We start from the raw sequence: 20,116 nt of genomic DNA, 5'->3' as shown, positions 1-20,116 counted from the left end.
ATGTTAGACAGATTTGGCACTCTCTTGGACACCCCTGAAATCACGGGTTAGTGCCCAGAATAGCCATGGTTTGAAGCCGTGATCGGCCACGCTTGCGATCAGAAGCCCAGCTTCAGCCGCAAACGTTGCCAACCGGACAACGGCGGGTGGGGCCTGAGCGCCGGGCGCATGTGCTCCACGATGCTCTGCCCGACGGCTGCGAAACTGAAACGCGAAACGGCCAGTTCGCGCCCATTGCTGGCAATCTGCCTAGCCAGTTCGGGATTTTCACGCAAGATACGCAACTTGGCCTGCAGCGTCGGGATGTCGCCATAAAACACGACGTTGTGCATGTCCTGCAGACCCAGCGCGCGGTTCTCTGCTTCGCCCTGGTCGTACGCCAGCAGCACGCAGCCACAGGCCATGGCCTCGAAATTCTTGATCATGTACTCGCCCATACCAACGTCGGCGCTGACAAAGAACTGAATACGGTTGAGTGTGTTGCAGTAGTCCTCACCCGACTTGGTGCGGGTCACCACCAGGTTCTCTACCCGCCCCAGCTCATCCAGCAGCGCCTTGCGCCCGCTGTAGGCGACACTGTTGGTGCTGCCGACGAATGCCAGCTCAATGTCACGCTCACGGCCTTGATCGGCCAGCAGTTGCTCGTCGTAGCCCTTGGGCACGAACACCGCGTCAAAACCTTCCTGGCGCAGGCGCTCGCTGACCATGTAGCCCGAACTGATCACACGTGCCCACGGCAGCTTGCGGTAATGCGCGCTGAACTTGCCGGTGTATTTGCAAGGGATGTAATTCTGGTAGGCGTCGTGCTCCAGAATGACCAGGTTTGGCACCGTACGAATGAAGGCGACCTGACGGATTTCTTGCTTGAAGCGCAGGAAAAAGACAATGCGGTCATAACGTTCGACCTGCACTTCCCGTTTGAAATAACGGCGCAGGTTGCGCTGGTCTTCGCTGGTCAACCAGCGCAGGTCGCATTCACAGTTGGCCGCGACACCATCGTACAGGCGATCGAGGATCGCACGCTGTTCCTTCTGTACTAGAAATAGGACTTTCATTGCTTTCCTTGGGCGCTCTGCGCCATCCCGGTCAGGTTTTACAGCTCACGCCGCCAGAACAATTCGTGCCGGCGCACGGCCTTGCGGAAGAACTCGTTCTCTCCGTAAGGCGACGCTCGGCGCCCTGCCAGCCAGCGCTGCAACAACCGGCGCAGGCGACGCTTGAACGGCGCCCGGGGCTGGAGGTCGTGCATCATGCCCAAGGCCATGGCCTTGTCACGCTGGGTAGCTACATCCAACAGCAACGTGCACGGCGCCCAGGCCTGCTCGGCGCTCAGTTGCGGCGGCAAGGCCACGCCATCGCCGCTGTCGCCCATTGGCCAGCGGTCGTTGTCATGCAGGTGGTTGGCGTAACACAGCAGCGTCTGCGGCTGACAGGCCAGGCCTTGCAAGGCCTCCATGACTGCTGCCTGGGCACAGACATGATCAGGATGCGGATCGAGCTGCGGATGCGGCATGACCAGCACTTCAGGCTTGGCCATTTCCAGCAGGGCCCGCAGATCAGCCAGCAGGTTGTGCCAGGTTGGCTTACCGTCGCGGTCGGCCGGCAGCGGGAACGGGTTGAACTGGCGGAACGGGCGAATATCGACCATGTCCGCTTCGCGGGACGCGGCAGGCTGATCAGGGGCCGCCTGCATGGCGGGCAGCTGCAGGCAGAAATACCCTAACTGCACGCAGCGGGACTCTGGCACGCCAGCCCAACGCGGTACGGCGATACTGTCCCAAGCGCGCAGGCGACCCTTCAAGCGGGCGGCCTCCGGCTTGCCAAGGCCCATCTGCTGATAGTGTTCGGCCTCGATCTCACCCGCAGTCAGGGTCACGACCCAGGTCTCGTCCGCCTGGCTGTACAAGCCATAAGCAGCCAGCTCGGCATCATCGGCATGCGGCGCGATGACCATCACGCGGCGACGCTGCAGCTCGACGCTGGGGGTTATCCACAGCCGTGGCTCACCCTGCAACCGGCAATATCGCCCGCGCAGACGTAGCGTGCCCGCCTGCAAAGGTGCGGCCATCCCGGTGAGGTTGAGGAAGCGCAGCCCATCGACACCGCGTTCGAACGTTTGCCGATCATCAGCTTCGCCGCCGCGCAGCTCTACATGTGGATCGAGGAAACGCCCCAGCCATCCACTTTTCACCCGCACTTCAAGGATCAGGGTCTCATCGCCCTGCAACGCGGTGTCCACCTTGAGCAGCCCATCGTGCAGCACAGCCGGCACTTCGTGGCTCAGTTCGCCGAAGCGGTAGGCGTAATCCTCGCCTGGCGCATAGAACAGGTGGTCGGCGAACCAGGCTTCGTGTGCAGCCCAGAGCAGTGGCAACAGCAACAGCGGCAGCCACCACCAGGTGAAGACGCCCAGCGCCAGCAGCACGGCCAGGCTGGCCAGCAAACCCAGGCGTTTGTTGCGCCGGTGGCGCTTGAGCAACTGCTGCTTGCGACTCACGCCTGGAATACCGGCACAGGGTTGCACCAACGGTCCTTGTACTCCCGGTCGGCACGGCCGAACGAGAAGCGCAGGGGTTTGTTACGCGCACGGGCATCTTCCCAGGCTGCCTGGGTATTGAGGAAGCTCAGCACGCTACCCGGGCTGAAGGCTTTGGTTTCCGGGTCGACGCCGCCGTTGATGTATTCGACGCTGATCCACTCGGGGGCCTCGACGCGATACACCAGTTGAATGGCGATCGGCTTGTCATCGAGCATCAGCACCGAGCCGATCAGCAGTTCACGCAGCCGCTCCAGCACATCGGCCATGCGCTCGGCACCGGTGGCCGGGAAGCCCCAGCGGCGCTGGAACAGGTCGCAGTACATGGCAGCGATGTGCTGCGCGCTGAAGTCGCTGATCGGGCGCACCACGCCACCCGCTTCTTCCAGCAGGCGCAATTCGCGGCGCTGGTTGTAGCGGAACTTCTTCGACAGGTCTTCATGGGCACGAGCCATGGCCAGCTGCTCCTTCTGCACCTTCAGGCCACTGAAACGGCCCTGGTTCAGTTCGGACAGGTAGCGTGCGGCATGGCGCAACGGCGCGCCGGCATCAGCTGCCGCCGGCAGGATGATCTCGGCATTGCCAAGGTCGAACAGGGCCTTCTTGCCCGCACGCTTGAGCACGTCTTTGGACAGCGCCAGATGACGGCCCCAGGTCGCAATGGCCGCGGTCAGCTCACCTGCCTGGTACCAGCCCAGATAACGCACGGGAATCTGCGCCAGATCCGCCAGTTGCTCGACCACCAATGGGTGGGTCGCTACGCTGCCACCAAAGCGCGCCCACGCCTCTGCATAGGCTGCCGCGTCGATGACCCGCCAGCCGCGCTCGCGGATGGCTTGAACATGATTGAGCATCAAGCCTTCCCCACCAACTCACGAACTTGTGGCAACTGCCAGAACGCTTCGCGCACAGCCTGGTCGGAAAAACGCTCGTGCAGGCGCCGCAGCATATGCATGGCACAGGCTTCACGTTGCTGTGCATCCAGCGCTGCCAGGTGCCGCAGCGCCTGCGCCAGTTGCGCGGCATCGGCCAGCGGAAACAGCACGCCAACCCCTTCGACCACTTCGCGTGCACCACCACAAGCCGTGGCCAGCACCGGTACGCCGGCGACCATGGCTTCGAGCAGGACCATACCGAACGGCTCATGGTCGGAACTCAAGGCAAAAACATCGAAGGCCCGGAAATAGCGACGGGCGCCCGCCACCTGGCCGAGAAAGTCCACCTGCCCGGCAATGCCAAGCTCGGCAGCCAGCGCCTTGAGCTCGGCCTCCAGGCGGCCCTTGCCAAGGATGGCCAGGCGTGCGCCAGCAGGCAGGCCAGGCAGTGCCTCGGCAAAGCCACGCAGCAAGGTCGCCTGATCCTTGTCAGGGTGCAGGCGACCGACATTGCCGACCACCCAAGCCTGGGCATCCAGGCCCAACGCCGCACGGGCCTCGGCACGGGGTACCAGGGCAGCTTGCAGGGCGTCGATATCGATACGGTTGTACAGCGTCTGGATTCGTTCGGCAGGCCACTGCGGCAGGCACCGGCGCATGTCGTCACGCACCGCATCCGACACGCCCAGCAGGCTCAGGCGCTTGCTGAACAGGTTGGCGAAAATCCGCCGGCCCTTGCGCTCGTAGTCGCCGAACGCATGGTGCACACCGATCACCGGCAAGCCTGTACCCAGCAGCGCGACATAGATCGGCTTGAAGCGGTGAGCAATGCAGAAGCTGAAATTGCGCTCGGCCGCGATGCGCCGCAGGGCACGAATTGCACCGAGTTTCAGACCACGCACGGCCTTGGAGCTGAATTCGAGAAACAGCACCTCGTCCGACGCACAACCGGCCGCAACCTGCGGGTCGGCGGCGCCAGTGAGGAACACAGTGGTGACCTTGTAGCCGCTGCCCTGGAACAGGCTGGCGTACTGACGGGCGCAGTCGAGGAACGGCCCGTCATAGCCATGGCAGAACTGCAGGATCCGCGCTTCAGAGCGGCTGGTCATAGGCGGCTGCGCCGTCCTTCACGACCAGGATATCTTCCATGATCAGGTACTGCAGGTCCGAACCGAAGAACATGTTCAGCGCATCGGTCGGCGAGCAGATCATCGGCTCGCCACGGCGGTTCAGCGAGGTGTTCAGCGACACACCGTTGCCAGTCAGGTCTTCCAGCGCCTTCATCATGTCGTAGTAACGCGGGTTGTACTCGCGCTTGAGCACCTGGGCTCGCGAAGTACCGTCCTCGTGGACCACTTCCGGCACACGGGTCTTCCACTCTTCAGCCACTTCGAAGGTGAAGGTCATGAACGGCGCCGGGTGGTCGACCTTGATCATCTGCGGGGCGACGGTGTCGAGCATCGACGGGCAGAAAGGTCTCCAGCGCTCGCGGAACTTGATCTGGTGGTTGATGCGGTCAGCCACACCTTCGACGCTCGGGCAGCCAATGATCGAACGGCCACCCAGCGCGCGCGGGCCGAACTCCATGCGGCCCTGGAACCAGGCCACCGGGTTGCCATCGACCATGATCTGGGCGATCTGCTGTGGCATGTTGTCGAGCTTGCGCCATTTCGGCTGGTCCGGGTGACGGGCACAGGCGGCGATCACGTCTTCATTGGAGTACGAAGGGCCGAGGTAGACGTGCTCCATCTTCTCGACCGGTACGCCACGGGCGTGGGACACATAGGCGGCCGCACCGACTGCAGTGCCGGCGTCGCCGGAAGCCGGCTGAACGAACAGCTCTTTCACGTCCGGGCGGGCAATGATCTTCTGGTTGAGCTTGACGTTCAGCGCGCAGCCGCCAGCGAAGGCCAGCTTGCCGGTTTCACGCAGGGTATCGCCCAGGTAGTGGTCGATCATCTGCAGCGCCAGCTTCTCGAACAACGCCTGCATGCTGGCCGCGTAGTGGATGTACGGCTCGTCGGCGATGTCGCCTTCGCGCTTGGGGCCCAGCCATTCGATCAGCTTCGGCGAGAAGTAGAAGCCCTTGCCCTTCTCTTTGTAGCGGCGCAGGCCGATGACGTTGGCGTACTCGGTGTTGATCACCAGTTCGCCGTTTTCAAAGCTGGCCAGGCGGGAGAAGTCGTACTTGCTGGCATCGCCGTAGGGCGCCATGCCCATGACCTTGAACTCGCCATCGAGCATTTCGAAACCGAGGAATTCGGTGATGGCGCCATACAGGCCACCCAACGAGTCCGGATCGAAGAATTCCTTGATCTTGTGGATCTTGCCGTTTTCGCCGTAGCCGAAGAAGGTGGTGGCGTACTCACCCTTGCCGTCGATGCCAAGGATCGCGGTCTTCTCTTTGAAGCCCGAGCAGTGGTAAGCGCTGGAAGCGTGTGCAAGGTGGTGTTCGACCGGCTCGATCTTGACCTTTTTCGGGTCGAAGCCCAGTTGCTCAAGGCACCAGACGATCTTCTTGCGGTAGCGCTTGTAGCGACGGTTGCCCATCAGGATTGCGTCAAGTGCGCGGTCCGGGGCATACCAATAGCGCTTGGCGTAGTGCCAGCGGGCCTTGCCGAACAGGCTGATCGGGGCGAACGGAATGGCCACCACGTCGACGTCGGACGGCTTGATGCCAGCTTGCTCCAGGCAGAATTTCGCCGACTCGTAGGGCATGCGGTTCTTCGCATGCTTGTCACGCACGAAGCGCTCTTCTTCGGCGGCGGCAATCAGTTTGCCGTCGATGTACAGGGCCGCGGAAGGGTCATGGCTAAGGGCGCCGGACAGGCCAAGAATCGTCAATGCCAAGGGATTAGCCTCTTCATTCGGTAGAGATGCGCCAGCGGCCTCATGGGCGGGTGGCGGCTAAAGGGCGAGATTATAACGCAAACATCGCAGGCTGCGCGGCCGTTGTAGGAGCGGCCTCGTGTCGCGAAAGGGCTGCGAAGCAGCCCCGGCAGTTTCTGCTGCGAAGCTGAAGATCCGGGGGCCGCTTCGCGCCCCTTTCGCGACACGAGGCCGCGCCTACAAGGGCTCGCACGGCCGGCTATTCGGCGATCAGCCAGTCCATGCGGAAGCTGCCGGCCGTCTGCGCCAGCTCCTTGGCCAGCCAGGGCAGCAGTTCGCGCAGCTCTTCTTCCAGCCCCCAAGGCGGGTTGGCGATTGCCAGGCCAGAGCCATTGAGGCCCTGCGGGCTATCCTGATGATGCACATACAGCTCGACCCGCAGCAGCTTCGGCGCGCCGGTACTGGTCAGGTCCTGGTAGAAGCGGGTCAGCGAGCGCTGGTCCTTGATCGGGTACCAGATGGCTGCGACGGTCTGGCGCATGCGGCCGATCGCCTCTTTCATCGAGGTGGTGCAGCGCTTGAGCTCGTCGGCCTGCTCGAACGGCGGGTCGATCAGCATGATCGCACGCTTTTCCTGCACGGGCAGCAAAGCCCGCGGCACATGCCAGCCTTCCCCCAGGTGCACGACCACACGCGGGTCTTTCTTCATGTTCTCTTTGAGCAGCGGCCCGTCTTCCGGGTGCTTTTCGTTGAGCAGTGCACGGTCCTGCTCGCGCATCAGGCGGCGGGCCAGCTCGGGCGAACCCGGGTAATAGCGCAGCTTACCATCGGCATTGAGGCGCTTGATGATACGCAGGTAGTCCGCGGCCATGGCCGGGATGTCATCGCGATTCCACAGACGCGCGACCCCCTCGAGGTATTCGCCGGTGCGGGTCGCCTGGTCGCCTTGCAGGTCGTACAGGCCTAGGCCTGCGTGGGTGTCGATGTAGGCGAACGGCTGCTCCTTGCGCGACATCAGGGCGATGAGGCGGGTCAGCACGATGTGTTTGAGGACGTCGGCATGGTTGCCGGCGTGGAAGGCGTGACGATAGTTCATGGCAACTCCTGCGAAGTCGGCAAGTTTACCTTGCCTTGCGGGCGGAGTCAGGTCCGGACTGCTGATCGGCGGCACCTGCTTCGCGGGTAAACCCGCCCCAGGGACTCCACGGCACTCAAGTGCTGCGCAGCTCCTGTGGGAGCGGGTTTACCCGCGAAGCAGGCGCCGCCGATTCAACGGCAATTACTTGTCGGCGTGGTACGCCGCATCAGCGGTTTCGAAGCGCTGCACCATCGCCTGCGACGGGCTGCCCAGCTTGCTCACCACGATGATGGCGATGCTCGCCAGCAAGAAGCCCGGGATGATTTCGTACAAGCCCCAGGTATCGATCTGCTTCCACAGGATCACTGTCAGCGCACCGACCACGATACCGGCCAGCGCACCATTACGGGTCATGCCCTTCCACAGTACCGAGATCAGCACCACTGGCCCGAAGGCAGCACCGAAGCCGGCCCAGGCGTAGGCCACCAGGCCCAGCACGCGGTTTTCCGGGTTGGCAGCCATGGCAATGGCGATCAGGGCGACGGCCAGCACCATCAGGCGGCCGACCCAGACCAGCTCACCCTGCGAAGCGTTCTTGCGCAGGAAGGCCTTGTAGAAGTCCTCGGTCAGGGCACTGGAGCAGACCAGCAGCTGGCAGCTGAGGGTACTCATTACCGCCGCCAGGATGGCCGACAGCAGCACACCGGCGATCCATGGGTTGAACAGGATCTTGGCCAGCTCGATGAACACGCGCTCATGGTTCTCGGTGACCGGGCCCGCCAGGTCAGGGTGTGCCGAGAAGTAGGCGATACCGAAGAAGCCCACGGCGCAGGTGCCGGCCAGGCACAGGATCATCCAGGTCATGGAGATGCGACGGGCGTTGGCAATCGACTTGACCGAGTCGGCGGCCATGAAGCGCGCCAGGATGTGCGGCTGGCCGAAGTAGCCCAGGCCCCAACCCATCAGCGAGATGATGCCAACGAAGGTTGCACCCTTGAGCATGTCGAAGTTGGCCGGATTCTGCGCTTCGATAGCGAGGAAGGTAGTATCGAAGCCACCGGTGGAGATCAGCACGATGACCGGCGTGAGGATCAGTGCAAAGATCATCAGCGAGGCTTGCACGGTATCGGTCCAGCTCACTGCCAGGAAACCGCCGACGAAGGTGTAGGCGATGGTTGCTGCAGCACCGGCCCACAGGGCGGTCTCGTACGGCATGCCGAAAGTGCTTTCGAACAGACGGGCACCGGCAACGATGCCAGAGGCGCAATAGATGGTGAAGAACACCAGGATGACGATCGCCGAGATGATCCGCAGCACGCCACTGCTGTCTTCGAAGCGGCTGGAGAAGTAGTCAGGCAAGGTCAGCGCATCACCATTGTGCTCGGTCTGCACGCGCAGACGGCCGGCGACGAACAACCAGTTCAGGTAAGCGCCGACGGTCAGCCCGATAGCGATCCAGGCTTCGGAGAGGCCGGAAAAGTAGATGGCGCCCGGCAGGCCCATCAGCAGCCAGCCACTCATGTCGGAAGCACCGGCAGAGAGCGCGGTGACCACGCTACCCAGGCTGCGCCCACCGAGGATGTAGTCGGAAAGATTGTTGGTGGAGCGATAGGCCGCGAAGCCGATCAGCACCATTGCCGCGATGTAGATCACGAACGTGATCGTGAGTGGATTGCCCATGCGTGTGCCCTGGCGTTTGTTTTTATCTCATGCGCAACCGCCCTCAAGGCGGTTGCACCCAGGCGGCGAATGCTATGCAACAACGCAAAGTCGGTGCAACCATTTTTCATTTGCAAGTTGCACCCGGCCGTGCCGTTTCGGAAAAGTCCTCCTCCTTGCTTCTTTTTGGAGCAAAAACGACGTTATCCATAAGAAAATGCACCGTAATGGTTTCTTTTTAGCCTGCAAGAAATATCAACAGACGAGTTGCACCTTTTCCTCAAAAAAATCGGGTTGCACCTGGTTGCACCCAAAAACGGCTACAGCTAATCTTGGCGCAGCTTAAGCCACAACCGTGGCAATAATGAGGATAAGAAAATTGGCGACGACCACCCTTGGGGTCAAACTTGACGACCCGACCCGTGAGCGACTCAAAGCAGCTGCGCAGTCCATCGACCGCACGCCGCACTGGTTGATCAAGCAAGCGATCTTCAACTACCTGGAGAAGCTCGAGGGTGGCGCTACCCTGACCGAACTCAACGGTCACGCCAACAACCTGGCCGATGACGCTGGCGAAGTGCAGCCAGACCACGCCCACCAGTGCTTCCTCGAATTTGCCGAAAGCATCCTGCCGCAGTCGGTACTGCGTTCCGCAATCACTGCCGCCTACCGCCGCCCCGAGCAGGAAGTGGTACCTATGCTGCTGGAGCAGGCGCGCCTGAGCGCCCCGTTGGCCGAAGCCACCAACAAGCTGGCGGCCGGCATCGCGGAAAAGCTGCGCAATCAGAAGAGCGCTGGCGGCCGCGCCGGCATCGTTCAGGGCCTCCTCCAGGAGTTTTCCCTGTCGTCCCAGGAAGGCGTTGCCCTGATGTGCCTGGCCGAAGCCCTGCTGCGCATCCCTGACAAAGGCACCCGCGACGCCCTGATCCGCGACAAGATCAGCAACGGCAACTGGCAGCCGCACCTGGGCAACAGCCCGTCGCTGTTCGTCAACGCCGCCACCTGGGGCCTGCTGCTGACCGGCAAACTGGTCTCTACCCACAACGAGGCCGGCCTCACCTCCTCGCTGACCCGCATCATCGGCAAGAGCGGCGAACCGATGATCCGCAAGGGTGTCGACATGGCCATGCGCCTGATGGGTGAGCAGTTCGTGACCGGTGAGACCATCGCCGAAGCCCTGGCCAACGCCAGCCGCTTCGAAGCCAAGGGCTTCCGCTACTCCTACGACATGCTTGGCGAAGCCGCACTGACCGAGCATGACGCACAGAAATACCTGGCGTCCTACGAGCAAGCAATCCACTCGATCGGCAAAGCATCCCATGGCCGCGGCATCTATGAAGGCCCGGGCATCTCGATCAAGCTGTCGGCCCTGCACCCACGCTACAGCCGCGCCCAGTATGAGCGCGTGATGGAAGAGCTGTACCCACGCCTGCTGTCGCTGACCCTGCTGGCCAAGCAGTACGACATCGGCCTGAACATCGACGCCGAGGAAGCCGACCGCCTGGAGCTGTCCCTCGACCTGCTTGAGCGCCTGTGCTTCGAGCCAGCCCTGGCTGGCTGGAACGGTATCGGCTTCGTTATCCAGGCCTACCAGAAGCGCTGCCCTTACGTGATTGACTATGTCATCGACCTGGCCAAGCGCAGCCGCCACCGCCTGATGATCCGCCTGGTAAAAGGCGCCTACTGGGACAGCGAAATCAAGCGCGCCCAGGTCGAAGGCCTGGAAGGCTACCCGGTCTACACCCGCAAGGTGTACACCGACGTGTCCTACGTTGCCTGTGCCCGCAAGCTGCTGGCCGTGCCAGAGGCGATCTACCCGCAATTCGCCACCCACAACGCCCACACGCTGTCGGCCATCTACCACATCGCCGGCCAGAACTACTACCCGGGCCAGTACGAGTTCCAGTGCCTGCACGGCATGGGTGAACCGCTGTACGAACAGGTTGTAGGCAAGATCGCCGATGGCAAGCTGAACCGTCCATGCCGTGTGTACGCCCCTGTCGGTACCCACGAAACCCTGCTGGCCTATCTCGTCCGCCGCCTGCTGGAAAACGGTGCCAACACCTCGTTCGTCAACCGTATCGCCGACCACTCGATCTCCATCCAGGAACTGGTCGCCGACCCGGTAACCAGCATCGAACGCATGGGCGCCCAGGAAGGCAGCATCGGCCTGCCGCACCCACGCATCCCGTTGCCGCGCGACCTCTATGGCAGCGACCGCGCCAACTCGGCCGGCATCGACATGGCCAACGAACACCGCCTGGCGTCGCTGTCCTGCGCCATGCTGGCCACTGCCAACAACGACTGGAAAGCCACCCCGCTGCTGGCCTGCGCCGCCAGCGAAGTTTCTGCCGTACCGGTACTCAACCCGGCGGACCACCGCGACGTGGTCGGCCACGTGCAGGAAGCCACCGTTGCCGACGTCGACAATGCCATCCAGTGCGCGCTGAACGCCGCGCCGATCTGGCAGGCCACCCCACCGGCCGAGCGTGCTGCAATTCTCGAACGCACCGCCGACCTGATGGAAGCCGAAATCCAACCGCTGATGGGCCTGCTCATCCGCGAAGCCGGTAAAACCTTCGCCAACGCCATCGCCGAAGTGCGTGAAGCCGTGGACTTCCTGCGCTACTACGCGGTGCAGGCACGCAACGACTTCAGCAACGACGCCCACCGCCCGCTGGGCCCGGTGGTGTGCATCAGTCCGTGGAACTTCCCACTGGCGATCTTCACCGGCCAGGTGGCCGCAGCCCTGGCTGCCGGCAACCCAGTGCTGGCCAAGCCTGCCGAACAGACCCCGCTGATCGCCGCCCAGGCCGTGCGCCTGCTGCTGGAGGCCGGTATCCCGGAAGGCGTGCTGCAATTGCTGCCAGGCCGCGGCGAAACCGTCGGCGCCGGCTTGGTCGGTGACGAGCGCGTCAAAGGCGTGATGTTCACCGGCTCCACTGAAGTCGCCCGCCTGCTGCAGCGCAACGTCGCTGGCCGACTGGACAACCAGGGCCGGCCGATCCCGCTGATCGCCGAAACCGGCGGCCAGAACGCGATGATCGTCGACTCCTCGGCGCTGACCGAGCAGGTGGTGATCGACGTGGTGTCCTCAGCTTTCGACAGCGCCGGCCAGCGTTGCTCGGCCCTGCGTGTACTGTGCCTGCAGGAAGACTCCGCCGATCGCGTGATCGAAATGCTCAAGGGCGCCATGGCCGAAAGCCGCCTGGGTTGCCCGGACCGCCTGGCCGTGGACATTGGCCCGGTGATCGACGCCGAAGCCAAGGCCGGTATCGAGAAGCACATCCAGGGCATGCGCGAGAAAGGCCGCGCGGTTTACCAAGTCGCAATCGCCGATGCAGCCGAGATCAAGCGTGGCACCTTCGTGATGCCAACCCTGATCGAGCTGGACAGCTTCGACGAGCTCAAGCGTGAGATTTTCGGCCCGGTGCTGCACGTGGTGCGCTACAACCGTCGCAATCTCGATCAGCTGATCGAACAGATCAACGCCTCGGGCTACGGCCTGACCCTCGGCGTGCACACCCGCATCGACGAGACCATCGCCAAGGTGGTGGAAAACGCCAACGCCGGCAACATGTACGTCAACCGCAACATCGTGGGTGCCGTGGTGGGCGTGCAGCCGTTTGGTGGTGAAGGCCTGTCTGGCACCGGCCCGAAAGCCGGCGGCCCGCTGTACCTGTACCGCCTGCTGTCGACCCGCCCGGCCGACGCGATTGGCCGCCACTTCCAGCAACAGGATGGCGAAGGCAAGCCGGACCGCACCCTGCACGATCAGTTGGTCAAACCGCTGCACGGGCTGAAGGCCTGGGCCGAGAGCAATCAGCTGGCCGACCTGGCGGCGCTGTGCGACCAGTTCGCCAGCCAATCGCAAAGCGGCATCGCCCGCCTGCTGCCAGGCCCGACCGGCGAGCGCAACAGCTACACCATCCTGCCGCGCGAGCACGTGCTGTGCCTGGCGGACAACGAAGTCGATCTGCTGGCGCAACTGGCTGCGGTACTGGCCGTCGGCAGCTCGGCGGTGTGGGCTGACAGTGAACCGGGCAAGGCCCTGCGTGCCCGCCTGCCGCGTGAACTGCAGGCCAAGATCAAGCTGGTGGCGGACTGGAACAAGGATGACGTGGCGTTCGACGCCGTGATCCACCATGGCGACTCGGACCAACTGCGCAGCGTGTGCCAGCAGGTGGCCAAGCGTGCCGGTGCGATCGTCGGTGTGCACGGGCTGTCCAGTGGTGATCACCAGATTGCGCTGGAGCGGCTGGTGATTGAGCGCGCGGTGAGTGTGAATACTGCGGCTGCCGGTGGTAACGCCAGCCTGATGACCATTGGCTGAGGCCATGGGTCGTTGATGAAAAGGAGAGCCTCGGCTCTCCTTTTTCATTTCACGCCGCGCTCGCGCTTTGCAGGCGCGCCCCTGCGCATGATCGAGCGACAAGCCTGCCCCGTCAGGCGTGGTTTCCAACTGCGTTGCCAAGCCAACTGAAGCGATTCTCGCCTGGCAACACACCCAAAACCACGGAGTACATGATCATGAAAAAACACTTCTACCTTTTCGCTTTCCAGTCGCCCAATACCGCCACTCGCTATGCACCTGTCACAGTAGGCCTACCCCACCCACGCGTTACAGCAAAGACCGTTGAATGGGCTAAAAAGCAAGTCAGGCCAAGCGGATACGTCACAGTACTGGTCAATGTCTCCTATTTGGGAGAGATGACCGATGAAGAGTTCAATAACGCTGAAAATTGATGCATCAGAGCATTGTCACCTCTCTGATAGAGCGGTTTGCTTAGATGCTGATGGTTGGCAGGGCCGGCGCGGTGCATAAAAAACTGACAGTCCCGTCTCTGCCCCCCCCCAGCACGGCATGGCAAGCACCCGCCCGCCATGCCACCTTCTACACACATATCACTCAAACCTATAAAACTGTCCCACGCTCTCACTGCGGCCCTAGACTCGCCCCAAGCCCGTTCAAGGACCGCCTCCCATGCCCGAGACCCTGCTCAGCCCCCGCAACCTCGCCTTCGAACTCTACGAAGTCCTCGAAGCCGAGGCCCTGACCCAGCGCCCGCGCTTCGCCGACCACAGCCGCGAAACCTTCGACGCGGCATTGGCCACAGCCCGCACCATCGCCGAGAAATTCTTCACCCCGCACAACCGCAAGGCCGACGAAAACGAGCCGCGATACGTAGACGGCCGCGCAGAGCTGATCCCTGAAGTGAAACCCGCCGTAGATGCCTTCCTCGAAGCCGGCTTCCTCAACGCCAACCGCGATTTCGACGTCGGCGGCATGCAATTGCCCAGCCTGGTCTCGCAGGCCTGCTTCGCCCATTTCCAGGCCGCCAACGCTGGCACCACGGCCTACCCGTTCCTGACCATGGGCGCGGCCAACCTGATCGAGAGCTTTGGCACCGACGAGCAGAAGCGCCTTTACCTGCAGCCGATGATCGACGGCCGCTACTTCGGCACCATGGCGTTGACCGAACCACACGCAGGCTCTTCGCTGGCCGATATCCGCACCCGCGCCGAACCCGCCGGCGATGGCACTTATCGCCTCAAAGGCAACAAGATATTCATCTCTGGCGGCGACCACGAGCTGTCGGAGAACATCGTGCACATGGTGCTGGCCAAGCTGCCGGACGCACCGCCTGGCGTTAAAGGTATTTCGCTGTTCATCGTACCGAAGTATCTGGTCAACGACGACGGCAGCCGCGGCCCACGCAACGATATGCTGCTGGCTGGACTGTTCCACAAGATGGGCTGGCGCGGTACCACCTCCACCGCACTGAACTTTGGCGACAACGGCCAGTGCGTCGGCTATCTGGTCGGCCAGCCGCATCAGGGCCTGGCGTGCATGTTCCAGATGATGAACGAGGCGCGCATCGGTGTTGGCATGGGTGCAGTGATGCTCGGTTACGCCGGTTACCTGTATTCGCTGGAATACGCTCGCCAAAGGCCACAAGGCCGCCTGGCGGACAACAAGGACCCGCAAAGCCCGGCCGTGCCGATCATCGAGCACACCGACGTAAAACGCATGCTGCTGGCACAGAAGGCCTATGTCGAAGGCGCCTTCGACCTGGGCTTGTACGCTGCGCGACTGTTCGACGACACCCATACTGCCAGCGACGAGAACGTACGCAAACAGGCCCAGGAGCTGCTCGACCTGCTGACCCCGATCGTCAAGTCCTGGCCCTCGGCCTTCTGCCTCAAGGCCAACGAACTGGCAATCCAGATTCTCGGCGGCCACGGCTACACCCGCGAGTACCCAGTGGAGCAGTACTACCGCGACAACCGCCTGAACCCTATCCACGAAGGCACCGAGGGCATCCAGTCACTTGACTTGCTGGGCCGCAAGCTGGCGCAGAACGACGGTGCAGGCCTCAAGCAACTGATCCGGCTGATCGCCGCCACTGCCGAACGCGCCAGCCATCATCCGGGCCTGGACACCCTGCGCCAACCACTGGAGCAACTGGTCAACCGCCTGCAGTCGGTAACGCTTGCCCTGCTCGGCGACCTGGCCCAGGGCAAGATCGCCGGTGCCTTGGCCAACTCTGCCCTGTATCTCAAGGCCTTCGGCCACTGCGTGATCGGCTGGCGCTGGCTGGAACAAGCCATCCACGCCGAACTAGGCCTGCTCAAGGGCAACCCGGTCGACCGCGATTTCTATCTCGGCAAACTGCAGGCCGCTCGTTATTTCCTGACCTGGGAAATTCCTGGCTGCCATAATGAGCTGGCATTGCTCGAGGCGCGCGACGACACGTGCCTTGCCATGCAAGACGGGTGGTTCTAGGGGGAGCCACCGTGAAAACGGAGGCTTGTGCATGTTCGATTCCAGCGCCCTGCTGCGCCAGCGCTTTGCTGCGCTACGCAGCACGGCCGAGTTGTTTTCCCTGCGCCATGTGAAACAGTCGCACCAGGCGCTTTCGGTTCGCCGCAATGTGGCCGAACCTCCACACTTCAGCCAGGACGAGGGCGCCATGCTCACGGTGCGGGTCAATGGCGTGGAGGCCTATGCGGCCACCGCCGACCTGTCACAGGCCGGCCTGCAGCGGGCACTGGAGCAGGCCGAGGCGCTGGCCCGGCAGGTCGCCCGGCACAGCCTGCTCGACCTGCGCGAGCAGCCGGTGACCAACGCCCGTCACGACCATGTTTCGCCCAATTTTGACCAACCCATGCCAAACCTGGCCGACTGCCTTGGCCTGCTCGCCGCCGAATCGGCCAGCGTGCCGACGGACAGCCGCCTGGTGGACTGGCAGGCCAGCCTGGGCCTGAGCCTGGTCGAGCAGACCTACCTGAACTCAGCCGGCGCAGAATTGCGCCATGCCCAGCGCTTCCTGTTCCCGGGCCTGAGCGTCACCGCCAGCGACGGCCAGGACAGCCAGAGCCGCAGCCTGGGCCGCGACAACTTCGGCCAGCAAGGTGGTTTCGAGATCATCGAACGCTGCGGCCTGGTCGGTGCCGCCCGTCAGGTCGCCGACCAGGCGCTGCAGCTGCTGCTGGCGCCGAACACGCCAAGCGGCCCGCGTGACCTGCTGCTGATGCCCGACCAGATGATGCTGCAGATCCACGAGTCCATCGGCCACCCACTGGAGATGGACCGCATCCTCGGTGACGAGCGCAACTACGCAGGCACCAGCTTCGTCAAAGCCAGTGACTTCGGCCACCTGCAATACGGCTCCCGCCTGCTCAACGTGACGTTCGACCCGACCATTGGCGAAGAACTGGCCAGCTACAGCTTCGATGATGACGGCACAGCAGCCAGCAAGCAGTTCCTGATCCGCGATGGCCTGCTGCTGCGCCCGCTGGGCGGCGCACTGTCGCAGTTTCGCTCGGGCCTGGACGGGGTTGCCAACAGCCGCGCCTGCGGCTGGAACCGCGCGCCGATCGACCGCATGGCCAACCTCAACATCGAGCCCGGCGATCAGCCCCTCGACCAGCTGATCCAGGGCATCGAGCACGGCATCCTGATGCGCACCAACCGTTCGTGGTCCATCGACGACGCACGCAACAAGTTCCAATTCGGCTGCGAGTGGGGCCAGCTGATCGAAAACGGCGAGCTCAAGGGCATCGTCAAGAACCCCAACTACCGCGGCATCTCCGCGCAATTCTGGCGCAACCTGGTGGCGGTCGGCGACCGCAGCACCTTCCAGGTCCTGGGCACGCCCAACTGCGGCAAGGGCGAACCCAACCAGGTGGTGCGGGTCGGGCATGCCTCGCCCGCCTGCGTATTCCGCCAGATCGACGTATTCGGAGGGGACGCCTGATGAAACACCTTTTCCAGACCCTGGTCGCCGCCGTGCAGGATGCCCTGCAACCTGGCGAGCAGTTCACCCTGGGCTTCAGTGCCGAACAGTCGCAGTTCGTGCGCTTCAACCACGCCAAGGTGCGCCAGGCCGGCGAGGTGAGCCAGGCCAGCGCGCAACTGCGGTTGATCCGTGACGGCCGCCAGGCAGAACAGCAGGTGACCCTCAGTGGCGACGCACAACTTGACCTGCAACGCCTGAGCGCAGCCCTGGAGCAGTTGCGCCAGACCCTGCCGCTGCTGGCCATCGACCCGTACCTGCGCCTGGATGACAGCGCCTGGCACAACCTCAGCCAGCAGGATCAACCGCTACCCGAGCTGGACCAGGTACTGGGTCTGCTCGACCGCGAGGCTGGCGACCTGGACCTGGTCGGCATCTACGCCGCCGGCCCGATCTGCCGGGGCTTTGCCAGCTCGTTCGGGGCATTCGGCTGGCACCAGGCCAACAGCTTCAATTTCGACTGGAGCCTGTTCCACAGCAATGGCCAGGCCGTGAAAGCCAACTATGCCGGCCAGCAGTGGAGCGCCGACGATTTCACCGCCCGCCTGCGCCAGGCTCGGGAGCAGCTGGGTTTCCTCGGGCGCCCGGCCGTTACCCTGAAACCTGGCAGCTACCGTGCCTACCTGGCGCCTGCGGCGATGGACGAAATCGCCGGCATGCTCTGCTGGGGCGGCTTCTCCGCGCAGGCACTGGCCACGGGCAACAGTGCCCTGCAGCGCCTGTACAACGGCGATGCGCAACTGCACCCGCTGGTCAGTTTCAGCGAGCAGGTCAGCGGCTCGCTGAGCCCGGCATTCTCCGACGAGGGCTCGCCGCGCCTGGATGTACCGTTGATTCAGCAAGGTAAAGCGTTGCAGCGGCTGGTCAGTGCCCGCAGCGCAGCGGAATTCGAGCTGCTGGCCAATGGTGCCGACAGCTACGAATCGCCCTGCGCGCTGAGCCTGGCGCCGGGCAGCTTGCCCAGCGAGCAGGTCCTTGAGCGGCTGGGCACCGGGCTGTACATCAGCAACCTGTGGTACCTGAACTACTCTGACCTGCCAGCGGCACGCATGACCGGGCTGACCCGCTTCGCCACGTTCTGGGTGGAAAACGGCGAGATCCAGGGGCCGGTGAGCACCATGCGCTTCGATGACAGCCTGTACAGCCTGCTTGGCAGCCAGCTGGAGGACCTGACCCAGGAGCGCGAGATGATCCTGTCGACCAGCACCTACGGGCAGCGTAGTACCGGGTCGAGCCATCTGCCGGGGGCGCTGGTCAAAGGGCTGACCCTGACATTGTGATTGGCATTACCGGCCCTTTCGCGGCTAAAGCCGCTGCTACAGGGGATACGCGATTCCTGTAGGAACGGCTTTAGCCGCGAAAGGGCCAGCACAGACAAAAGAGGACGTCATGCCTGATCGTGCACCGTTGGACCCCGTCACCGCCCGCTGGCTGCCCTGGGTGGTGGCCATCGCTTTCTTCATGCAGTCCCTGGACGGCACCATCCTCAACACTGCCCTGCCGGCCATGGCCCGCTCACTGGCCGAAGACCCGCTGCGCATGCAGGGCGTGATCATCGCCTACATGCTCACCGTGGCCCTGCTGATCCCCGCCTCTGGCTGGATTGCCGACCGCTTCGGTACCAAGCGCATTTTCTTCAGCGCCATCCTGCTGTTCAGCTTCGGCTCGCTGCTGTGTGCCACGGCCAACAGCCTCGGTTTCCTGATTTTCGCCCGCATCGTGCAGGGCCTGGGCGGCGCGCTGATGCTGCCGGTCGGGCGCCTGGTGGTGCTGCGCGCCTACCCGCGTACCGAGCTGGTGAGGATCATGAGCTTCATCACCATCCCCGGCCTGCTCGGCCCGCTGCTGGGCCCGACCCTGGGCGGCTGGCTGGTGGAAATCCTCAGCTGGCACTGGATCTTCCTGCTCAACCTGCCAGTGGGTGCGCTGGGCTGCTATGCGGTATGGAAGTTCATCCCCGACCTGCGCGGGGTCGAGCGCACCCGCTTCGACGGCCCCGGTTTCATCCTGTTCGGCGCCGCGATGGTGCTGATCACCATCGCCATGGAAGGCCTGGGCGAGCTGCACCTGCCACACCTGCGGGTGATGTTGCTGCTGTTCGCCGGCATGGCCTGCCTGGCCGCCTACTGGCTGCGCGCCGGGCGCGACCCAGAGCCGCTGTTCTCGCCCAGCCTGTTCCGCGTGCGTACCTTCGCCATCGGCATCCTCGGCAACCTGTTCTCGCGCCTGGGCAGCGGTGCCCTGCCGTTCCTGGTGCCGTTGCTGCTGCAGGTAGCGCTGGGCTATTCGCCGGCCCAGGCCGGCATGAGCATGATTCCGCTGGCCGCCTCGGCGATGCTCGCCAAGTCCGTCGCCCGGCCACTGATCGAGCGCCTGGGCTACCGCATCGTACTGACCGGCAACACCTTGCTGCTGGGCATCCTGCTGGCCAGCCTGGGCCTGGTCGACGAACAGACGCCCTATGCAGTGCTGCTGGTGCAGCTTGCCCTGCTCGGTGCGGTCAACTCCATGCAGTTCACGGCGATGAACACGGTGACCCTGATCGACCTCGACGACGCCAGCGCCAGCAGCGGCAACAGCCTGCTGTCGGTGGTCGCACAGCTGTCGCTAAGCCTCGGCGTGGCCTGCGCCGGTGCCTTGCTCGGCGGTTTCACCGCGGCGGGCAGTGCCGATGGCGTGGAGACCACCTTGGGCGCGTTCCAGCTGACCTTCGTCACCATCGGGGTGATGGCCATGCTGGCGGCAGCGATCTTCCTGCAACTGTCGCCGACGGACGGAAGGCGTGCCCGTCGTCCGGAACAACACATGGAGTCGTAGGGCGAATGGCCATGAGGCTGGT

At 63.6% G+C, this 20,116-nt stretch carries 13 protein-coding genes; 6 read left to right on the top strand and 7 right to left on the bottom strand.

Going from position 1 to position 20,116, the window contains the following annotated elements:
• Positions 1-98 precede the first annotated feature (98 nt).
• The 7 genes from H040_RS12680 to putP form a co-directional block, all read right to left on the bottom strand.
• A complete protein-coding gene (locus H040_RS12680) occupies positions 99-1,055 on the bottom strand; it encodes a glycosyltransferase family protein (protein WP_027920707.1) in 957 nt (318 codons plus the stop codon).
• A gap of 38 nt (positions 1,056-1,093) precedes the next feature.
• Positions 1,094-2,497 (bottom strand): PIG-L deacetylase family protein, encoded by a 1,404-nt coding sequence (locus H040_RS12675; RefSeq protein ID WP_027920706.1) that lies wholly within the window; start codon positions 2,495-2,497, stop codon positions 1,094-1,096.
• Positions 2,494-3,390: an antimicrobial resistance protein Mig-14 gene (locus tag H040_RS12670; protein WP_027920705.1), complete on the bottom strand. Its 897-nt coding sequence runs from the start codon at positions 3,388-3,390 to the stop codon at positions 2,494-2,496. Before H040_RS12670 ends, H040_RS12675 begins: the two co-directional genes overlap by 4 nt.
• Positions 3,390-4,520 carry a glycosyltransferase gene (locus H040_RS12665; RefSeq protein WP_027920704.1) on the bottom strand — a complete coding sequence of 377 codons (1,131 nt, stop codon included), beginning with the start codon at positions 4,518-4,520 and terminating at the stop codon, positions 3,390-3,392. Before H040_RS12665 ends, H040_RS12670 begins: the two co-directional genes overlap by 1 nt.
• The gene (locus H040_RS12660; RefSeq protein ID WP_016501928.1) at positions 4,504-6,261 is read right to left on the bottom strand and encodes a carbamoyltransferase family protein; all 1,758 of its coding nucleotides are present in this window, start codon (positions 6,259-6,261) and stop codon (positions 4,504-4,506) included. The genes H040_RS12665 and H040_RS12660 overlap by 17 nt, the downstream gene beginning before the upstream one ends.
• 238 nt (positions 6,262-6,499) lie before the next feature.
• A complete protein-coding gene (locus H040_RS12655; RefSeq protein ID WP_027920703.1) occupies positions 6,500-7,336 on the bottom strand; it encodes a 23S rRNA (adenine(2030)-N(6))-methyltransferase RlmJ in 837 nt (278 codons plus the stop codon).
• A gap of 183 nt (positions 7,337-7,519) precedes the next feature.
• The gene (putP, locus tag H040_RS12650) at positions 7,520-8,998 is read right to left on the bottom strand and encodes a sodium/proline symporter PutP (protein WP_027920702.1); all 1,479 of its coding nucleotides are present in this window, start codon (positions 8,996-8,998) and stop codon (positions 7,520-7,522) included.
• 358 nt (positions 8,999-9,356) lie between these two features.
• On the opposite strand from putP, the gene putA reads away from it, so the two are divergent.
• From putA to mdtD, 6 genes are all read left to right on the top strand, one after another.
• Positions 9,357-13,310: a trifunctional transcriptional regulator/proline dehydrogenase/L-glutamate gamma-semialdehyde dehydrogenase gene (gene putA / locus H040_RS12645; protein ID WP_027920701.1), complete on the top strand. Its 3,954-nt coding sequence runs from the start codon at positions 9,357-9,359 to the stop codon at positions 13,308-13,310.
• 197 nt (positions 13,311-13,507) lie between these two features.
• The gene (locus tag H040_RS27280; protein ID WP_143512521.1) at positions 13,508-13,723 is read left to right on the top strand and encodes a hypothetical protein; all 216 of its coding nucleotides are present in this window, start codon (positions 13,508-13,510) and stop codon (positions 13,721-13,723) included.
• A 238-nt stretch (positions 13,724-13,961) separates the two neighbouring features.
• Positions 13,962-15,764, top strand: a complete 1,803-nt coding sequence (locus H040_RS12640) for an acyl-CoA dehydrogenase (protein ID WP_027920700.1) — start codon at positions 13,962-13,964, stop codon at positions 15,762-15,764.
• A 31-nt stretch (positions 15,765-15,795) separates the two neighbouring features.
• A complete protein-coding gene (locus H040_RS12635; protein WP_027920699.1) occupies positions 15,796-17,238 on the top strand; it encodes a TldD/PmbA family protein in 1,443 nt (480 codons plus the stop codon).
• Complete coding sequence (locus tag H040_RS12630) at positions 17,238-18,557, top strand: TldD/PmbA family protein (RefSeq protein WP_027920698.1); 1,320 nt, start codon at positions 17,238-17,240, stop codon at positions 18,555-18,557. Before H040_RS12635 ends, H040_RS12630 begins: the two co-directional genes overlap by 1 nt.
• Positions 18,558-18,666: 109 nt before the next feature.
• Positions 18,667-20,094, top strand: a complete 1,428-nt coding sequence (mdtD, locus tag H040_RS12625; protein WP_027920697.1) for a multidrug transporter subunit MdtD — start codon at positions 18,667-18,669, stop codon at positions 20,092-20,094.
• Positions 20,095-20,116 lie beyond the last annotated feature (22 nt).

It is taken from the genome of Pseudomonas sp. URMO17WK12:I7, from assembly GCF_003269045.1.
In the GTDB taxonomy this organism is placed as follows: domain Bacteria; phylum Pseudomonadota; class Gammaproteobacteria; order Pseudomonadales; family Pseudomonadaceae; genus Aquipseudomonas; species Aquipseudomonas putida_J.
Note: the sequence above shows the minus strand (reverse complement) of the source record. Positions and strands in the feature narration are given on the sequence as shown.